Source organism: Rhodococcus sp. P14 (genome assembly GCF_000256505.1).
In the GTDB taxonomy this organism is placed as follows: Bacteria; Actinomycetota; Actinomycetes; order Mycobacteriales; family Mycobacteriaceae; genus Rhodococcus; species Rhodococcus ruber.
The window spans coordinates 26416-32644 of the sequence record NZ_AJFC01000029.1; the positions used below are offsets into that span (position 1 = coordinate 26416).

Below are 6229 nucleotides of genomic sequence, written 5' to 3' on the forward strand. Positions count from 1 at the left end.
ATGACGATAGTCGAACGGATTCGGGTTGCCCTCGGACACCCCGGAGTCGACGCGACGGCGAACGGGACGCGAACCTCGGGTGGCGTCACGCCAGGTGCGTCCCCAACGGCGTCGATTCCGGCTGGTCGAGCCGCCAGAACGTGCCACCGTCGCAGGTCTCGGTGTCGCCGCTGAGGTAGCTCGCAACAGCGACGGCGGCGGTGGTCGGGTCGGGGAACCGCCGACCTTCCATGGGGCCGGCCGTGATCTCGAGGGTCCCGGTGGTGGGATCGAACCGTCCCTTGACGCGGTAGCCGTCCCGGTCGGCCACCACCGACAGCCGCGGATCCTCGACGACCTCGGGTTCGGCCGACCCGCGCGCCTCGCCGGCGCTCGCCTTCCGTGCGCGGTTGCGGGCGAGCCGCTCCTGTTCGGCCTCGGCCGCGTCGTCGTCGGTGTAGCGGGTGGTGTCCTTGGCGGGTGTCAGGCCGAGCAGATCCCAGCAGTCCTTGCCGTGGGCGACGCTGCTGAGGGGGATGGCGTGGCTTCCCGTGTGCGTCCGGCCGGGGCCGTCGGACATCCAGATGTCGACCTCGGCGGCGATGCCCGCCGCGACCTCGTCGGACGGCAGGACGAAGTACTCCGCCGGGTCGCTTCCCAGATCGACGAACACCCAGAACTGCGACCCGGTGTCGTCGGTGTCGGGCAGGGCGTCCTGCCGGCGGGCCTGCCAGTCCCCGTCGATCCTGGTGCGGACACGGACGATGCAGCTGCTCCCGTCGACGCCCCACACCTGGACCGGGTTGCGCGGCAGGTGCTCGAGCTTCTCGGCGCGGCCTCCGCGCTGGATGACCTCGGAGATGAAGGCCTGGATCCCTCGACCGGCAGTGTCGTGCACTCGACTGCGTCCATTCCTGTGCTGCGCCCCGTACGCATCGGTGAGCTGTGTTGCGACGGGGTCCCGCGCCACGACTCGAGTTTCTGTACTCCAGAGTACGGGCAGGGGTTCGGCGGTCGCGGGCCGCCTCGGCCTCCGGCGGGTCGGGCCGGGTGCCGAGGCGACCTACAGCCTCCGCCGGCGAGGGGTAATTTCGCTGTCATGAGCACCACGTGGCAGGACCCGAAGGCCGTGAGCCTGATGCTCGACGACTGCGCCACCTGGGCGGTGGTCGGGCTCTCGGGCAACCCGGACCGCACCGCGTACCGGATCGCGCGGCTGCTCCAGGAGCGCGGCAAGCGGATCGTCCCCGTTCATCCGAGTGCGCCGACGGTGCTCGGCGAGCAGGGTTACGCATCCCTCGCGGACGTGCCGTTCCCGGTCGACGTCGTCGACGTGTTCCGCCGCTCGGAGTCGGCGGGCGAGTTCGCCGACCAGGCCGTCGCGATCGGCGCGAAGGGCGTGTGGTTCCAGCTCGGGGTGATCGACGAGGACGCGTTCGCGCGCACCACCGAGGCCGGGGTGGCGATGGTCATGGACACGTGCCCGGCGATCGAGTGGAACAAGCGGCGCGGCTGATGCTTGAAGGTGCGGTGCGTCCTTTGGGCTGCCCTGGCCGCCCAAAGGACGCACCGCTGCGGCGGTCGTCAGGTCGGACCGCCGGCGAGTGCCGTCGCGACGGCGCCGCCGAGCGCGACGTTGCCCCGGTAGACCTCGACGTTGACGTCGAGGCTGCGGCCGCCGGTGGCGCGGTGGAAGTGGTCGAGCAGGAACGGCGTCGTGTCCTTGCCGGCGACCCCGGCGCCCGCGGCCCGCTCCTCCGCCTCGTGCAGCACCCGCGCATGCAGTCCGGGGTCGAGCTGTGCGTCCTCCGAGACCGGATTCGCAAGCAGGACAGCGGATTTCAGGCCGAGTGCATCCCGGGCGCGGACCAGCTCGGCGACCTCGGCCGGGGAGTCGACGGAGTATTCGAGCGGGCAACCGCTGTCGCGGATGTAGAAGCCGGGGAAGCTCCGGGTGCGGTAGCCGACGACCGGAATGCTCAGCGTCTCGAGCCGCTCCAGCGTGGCCGGGATGTCGAGGATCGACTTGACGCCGGCGCTGACGACGAGGATCGGCACGGTGGACAGGGCGACCAGGTCGGCGGATTCGTCGAAGGTGCTCTGTGCGCCGCGGTGCACGCCCCCGAGCCCACCCGTCGCGAAGACCCCGACACCGGCGCGGTGCGCGAGCAGGGCCGTCGCCGCGACGGTGGTGCCGCCGGACAGCCGTCGTGCGACGACGATCGGCAGGTCGCGCACGCTCAGCTTCGTCACCGTCTCCGCCGTCGCGAGTTCGGTGATCTCGTCGGTGGACAGCCCGACGGTGGGGACGCCGCGGAGCACACCGACGGTGGCGGGGACGACGTCCGCCGCCCGCAACCGCGCCTCCGCCTCGAGCGCCACCTCGAGGTTGCGCGGACGCGGCAGGCCGTGGGTGAAGATCGTCGATTCCAGGGCCACCACCGGGCGGCGGGCCGCGACGGCGGCGCGCACCTCGTCGGATATCCGGATCACCGGGTCCATGCGGCTCCTCTCGTCGCCTGCAGCGTACCGGCACGGCGCCGAGGGTCCGGTCACCTCAGAGCAGTTCGCCGATTCCGCACACCGGCAAGTGGATCCACCCCTCCCGGACCGCGACGGCGTGCTGCGCCGCATCGGGCCGGACGGTTCTGCCGAGGGCGGCCGCGCGGGCGACGAGGCCGGCGACGACCGCATCGAACGCGTCGTCGGAGTCGACGCACAGGTCCCGGAAGCCGCCGAGCGTCAGTCCCGGCAGGGCCCGTTCCAGCGCAGCCACCGATGCGGCGCGCACCTCGCGGTTCTTCGCGCTCTTGTACCCCTTGAACGGCAGTCCCCAACCCTGCAGCGCGGCAGCGGGATACGCTTCCACCACCGCACCGTCGACGCGGTCGACCTCCACTCCGACGGCATCGAGTTCCGCGAGCAGGCCCGCACACCGGAGCGCCACGTGGGCGATGAGATCCGCGGACACGCTCAGCGGGACGATCCCCGTCCGGGCATGCACCACGCGGTCGGTCGACCGTCGCACCAGCGGGAGGCGTCCGGGCCGGCTGCTCAGGGCGCGTTCGCGCGAGTACTCGAGGCGGTGGTGCGCGCCGAGGAACTCGACGAACGCGTCGGGCCATCCGAAGGGCGCGTCGATCCCGCTCCGGTCTGCCGCGACGATCGCGGCCACGATCTCCGGGTCGGTCGCGCCGAGCCGCAGCGCCTGCACCGTCGCGGTGCCGTGCTCCCACGCGAGGGTGGCGACCGCCGTCTTCGCCGGCTCGGCCGCGAGATCGACACCTACCGTCTTCACGAACGTCACGGTATCCGCTGCCCGTCCCCGGAGCTTGCATCCGTACTGCGCACCGTGCATCCCCTCTGTCCCGCCACAACGGGTGCAAGCACGCCACAGGGAGTGCAAGCCGCCGGTACATCATCAGGCGCGCACAGCCGTGGACTACGTTCCGCATCCGTGCCACGGTGGAGGCGGATATCTCTTCCAGGAGGTGCAACACCATGGAGCACACCCAGCAGAACAGCGCCGCCCAGGAATGCCCGGACTGCCATGCGCTCGCCGCGGACCTCGCGGCGCACAAGCAATGGCACTCCCGGGTCGTTCACGACCTGGCTCTCGCCGTCGAGAAGGAAGTGGATCGACGGACCCGGACACCCTGACCGGGACCGCTCCCCGGTCCGGTTGCGTCAGCGGAAGGCGTCGCCCTTCGTCGTGAGCGCCCTGACCCGTTCGACGATCCTGTCCTGCAGCTTCTTCGGCGTGCGCCAGCGCATGGCGAGGCGGTCGTGGTCCATCGCGTGCTCGGCGACGATGTCCTCGAGCTGCTCGACATCGAGGGGCGCCAGCTTCTCGCGCAGGCCGGCCTCGCCGCCGTCACGGAACGGAACGAAGGGCCCCGGGGCACGTTTGCCGCACCCCCAGCGCCCTCGCCACTCGCTCGCTCGGCAAGGCACACCGGGACCCGGACGAATCCGGCGCCGGGCACCCGCGCACCCCCTAGATTCGAGGCAGTCGGCGACGGGAGGCCGCGTGCGCGAGGGACGGTGGTGGCGCTGGTGGCCGCTCGCGGCCGCGGCGGCGCTCGTCGTGCTGCTCGCGGTGACGAACGCGGTTCCGACGTGGCCGGGGCTGATCCACCTGGTGGCGTTACCCCCGCTGGACCAGTTCGCCGACCTGCGGCTCGTGCTGTCGCGGGCGCCGTCGTGGCCGGTGTTCCTGATGTTGCTCGCCGCCGTGTCCGCGGCGCGGGTCGCGCTCATGGCGTGGCTGCTGGGCGGTCTCGATGCCCGCCGCCTGCGATTCGCGGCCCTGTTCTACGCGGTCGCGTTCGGGCCGGTGCTGCTGGCGGCATTCGCCGACGCCACCGCCTACGCCGTCCTGTACTCCCGGCTGTTCTGGCCGGCCGTCGCCCTGGTCGGGGTGCTGGTGCTGACGCTCGGTCCGGTTCCGTGGCAGGGCACCGTACGGCTGCGGGAGGCGCTCGCACTGACCCGGCGGCGGGGGCTGCGCGTCGAGGTGACGCTGCCGTACTGCGCCGTGGTCCTGGCGCTGGGCGCCCTGGCCGAACGGGTCCCTGTCCTGACCGTGCCGCTCGTCCCGGTCTCGGCCGTCACGACCGGCCTGGCGATCCGGGCGATGCACCGCCCGGCACTGCGCCGGCCGGGGGCGGCCGTGAGCGCGTTCGTCGCGGCGCTGGTCGCCGTATCGATCGCTTTCGTCGCGACCCGCGGGTACGACGAGCCGGAACCCGGCCCGCCGCAACCGGGTTCGCTGCTGATCCTCTCGGGGATCAACTCGGCGTCGGGGCGGGGCGCGATCCACGCGACGGACGTACACCGCCTCGGCTACCGCTGCGAGCAGGTGTACTACTTCTCGTATGCCGGGCCGGGCGACGGGCAGCCGCAGCGGGACGCGACGTGCCCGATCCGCACGGGCGCCCCCTACGGACCGAGCGACACCCAGCGCCCGTTCCAGGAACAGGTCGATCTGTTCGTCGAGCAGGCGTCCGGGCTGCCTCGTCCGCTGGTGGTGGCCGCGCATTCGCACGCGGTGTGGGTGGTGTGGGAGGCCGTCGCCACCGGGCGGGCCGACGTCGACGCCCTGCTGCTCGTCGGCCCGTTCCCGAGCACCCCGACCGGCTACCCACCGCCCGGCGTGAACGCCCCCGGCCGCGTCTTCGCCGACCTGCTGCGCCTCGCCGCACCGGCCACCGACCTCGTCCGGTTCCACTTCGATCCGGAGACCCCGGCCGCCCGGGACCTGCTCGGCACGGCAGGTGCCGCGGAGTCCGTCCTCGCTCGGCCGCTGCCCGGGGCGGTGCGCGCCTCGAGCCTGCCCTCGGCCACCGATCTGCCGCTGATGCCGGACGGCCGGGAGCTCGACGTGGAGCGCAACGAGTGTCCCGCCCGCGTCGCCCACCCGTACCTGCCCAAGTCGGCGGCCTTCGAGGACGCCGCCATCCGGTTCCTGAACGGCCGGCCTCCCCCACCGTGCCCGCCGTGGCGGGACTGGGGTGCCGTGCTCGTGCGGCCGTTCGGGGTGCCGGCCGGGCAGGCGCTGCGCTGATCCCGAATTCCCCCGCGACGATCGCCGCCGAGGGGGATATTCGGAGGAGGCCACCACCGGTCCCGAACAACGGCATCGCCGGACGCAGCGCGGTGCTCACGACCAACGACCGCCACGACGAACGACTGCCACGACGAACGACTGCGGAGTACCCATGACACTGCTTCCCCGCCCCGGTCTGTCGGCGATCGTGACGGTTGCCGCCGCCGCACTCCTGTCCGTGTCGATGCCACCGAACGCCCCGGCCTTCGCGCCCGACGTCCACGGGACGATTCTGCGGGCAGCGCTGCCGCCGGCCCCCGGCGACGGGGGCGTCGACGACCTGGCACTCGCCGAGATCACCGGAAGCCTCCTCACCGGCACCGGCAACGAAGGCAGCGACCTGTTCCAGGGCGACGCCTTCCGGCACTTCGACAACGCCGCGGGGCCGGCGGACGTCTGCGACCGTGCCCGGGACGCGTGGAACTTCTTCGTGCCCGCCGTGATCGCCGGCGCGCAACCCGCCGGACCACCGGAGTTCCGCACCTCCGTGAACGGCTTCGGAGCCCGCAGCGCCTTCGGCGGCCTGACGCACGCCCTCGCCGACTTCTACTCCCACTCGAACTGGGTCGAGCTGGCCGTCGCCGCGAACCGGGCCCCGGGGCTCGCTCCGCTCTTCCCGACGTGCGATCCCGCCGCTCTTCC

At 72.6% G+C, this 6229-nt stretch carries 7 protein-coding genes and 1 pseudogene; 4 read left to right on the forward strand and 4 right to left on the reverse strand.

Going from position 1 to position 6229, the window contains the following annotated elements; all coding sequences use genetic code 11:
• Nucleotides 1-85: 85 nt before the first annotated feature.
• Nucleotides 86-877 carry a hypothetical protein gene (locus OEY_RS0102225; RefSeq protein WP_010592317.1) on the reverse strand — a complete coding sequence of 264 codons (792 nt, stop codon included), beginning with the start codon at nt 875-877 and terminating at the stop codon, nt 86-88.
• A 201-nt stretch (nt 878-1078) separates the two neighbouring features.
• On the opposite strand from OEY_RS0102225, the gene OEY_RS0102230 reads away from it, so the two are divergent.
• A complete protein-coding gene (locus tag OEY_RS0102230) occupies nt 1079-1495 on the forward strand; it encodes a CoA-binding protein (protein ID WP_010592318.1) in 417 nt (138 codons plus the stop codon).
• A 68-nt stretch (nt 1496-1563) separates the two neighbouring features.
• On the opposite strand, the gene OEY_RS0102235 is transcribed toward OEY_RS0102230, so the two are convergent.
• Nucleotides 1564-2481 (reverse strand): pseudouridine-5'-phosphate glycosidase, encoded by a 918-nt coding sequence (locus tag OEY_RS0102235; RefSeq protein ID WP_010592319.1) that lies wholly within the window; start codon nt 2479-2481, stop codon nt 1564-1566.
• Nucleotides 2482-2536: 55 nt separating this feature from the next.
• Nucleotides 2537-3337, reverse strand: coding sequence for a DUF429 domain-containing protein (locus OEY_RS0102240; RefSeq protein WP_010592320.1), 801 nt, complete (start codon nt 3335-3337; stop codon nt 2537-2539).
• Between the two features lie 143 nt (nt 3338-3480).
• On the opposite strand from OEY_RS0102240, the gene OEY_RS30760 reads away from it, so the two are divergent.
• Nucleotides 3481-3639 (forward strand): hypothetical protein, encoded by a 159-nt coding sequence (locus tag OEY_RS30760; RefSeq protein WP_003936233.1) that lies wholly within the window; start codon nt 3481-3483, stop codon nt 3637-3639.
• Between the two features lie 27 nt (nt 3640-3666).
• On the opposite strand, the gene OEY_RS0102250 is transcribed toward OEY_RS30760, so the two are convergent.
• Complete coding sequence (locus tag OEY_RS0102250) at nt 3667-3933, reverse strand: hypothetical protein (RefSeq protein ID WP_010592321.1); 267 nt, start codon at nt 3931-3933, stop codon at nt 3667-3669.
• Between the two features lie 76 nt (nt 3934-4009).
• Here OEY_RS0102250 and OEY_RS0102255 point away from each other — a divergent pair, with 76 nt between their 5' ends.
• Both OEY_RS0102255 and OEY_RS27930 read left to right on the forward strand, forming a co-directional pair.
• Nucleotides 4010-5545, forward strand: coding sequence for a membrane protein (locus tag OEY_RS0102255; RefSeq protein WP_010592322.1), 1536 nt, complete (start codon nt 4010-4012; stop codon nt 5543-5545).
• Between the two features lie 154 nt (nt 5546-5699).
• A pseudogene (locus OEY_RS27930) lies at nt 5700-6229 on the forward strand (hypothetical protein); the annotation flags it as partial.

Coding starts and splice junctions, on each gene's coding strand:
- OEY_RS0102230 (WP_010592318.1), top strand. CDS start 1,079: ATGAGCACCACGTGGCAGGACCCGAAGGCCGTGAGCCTGATGCTCGAC.
- OEY_RS0102235 (WP_010592319.1), bottom strand. CDS start 2,481: ATGGACCCGGTGATCCGGATATCCGACGAGGTGCGCGCCGCCGTCGCG.
- OEY_RS0102240 (WP_010592320.1), bottom strand. CDS start 3,337: ATGCACGGTGCGCAGTACGGATGCAAGCTCCGGGGACGGGCAGCGGAT.
- OEY_RS30760 (WP_003936233.1), top strand. CDS start 3,481: ATGGAGCACACCCAGCAGAACAGCGCCGCCCAGGAATGCCCGGACTGC.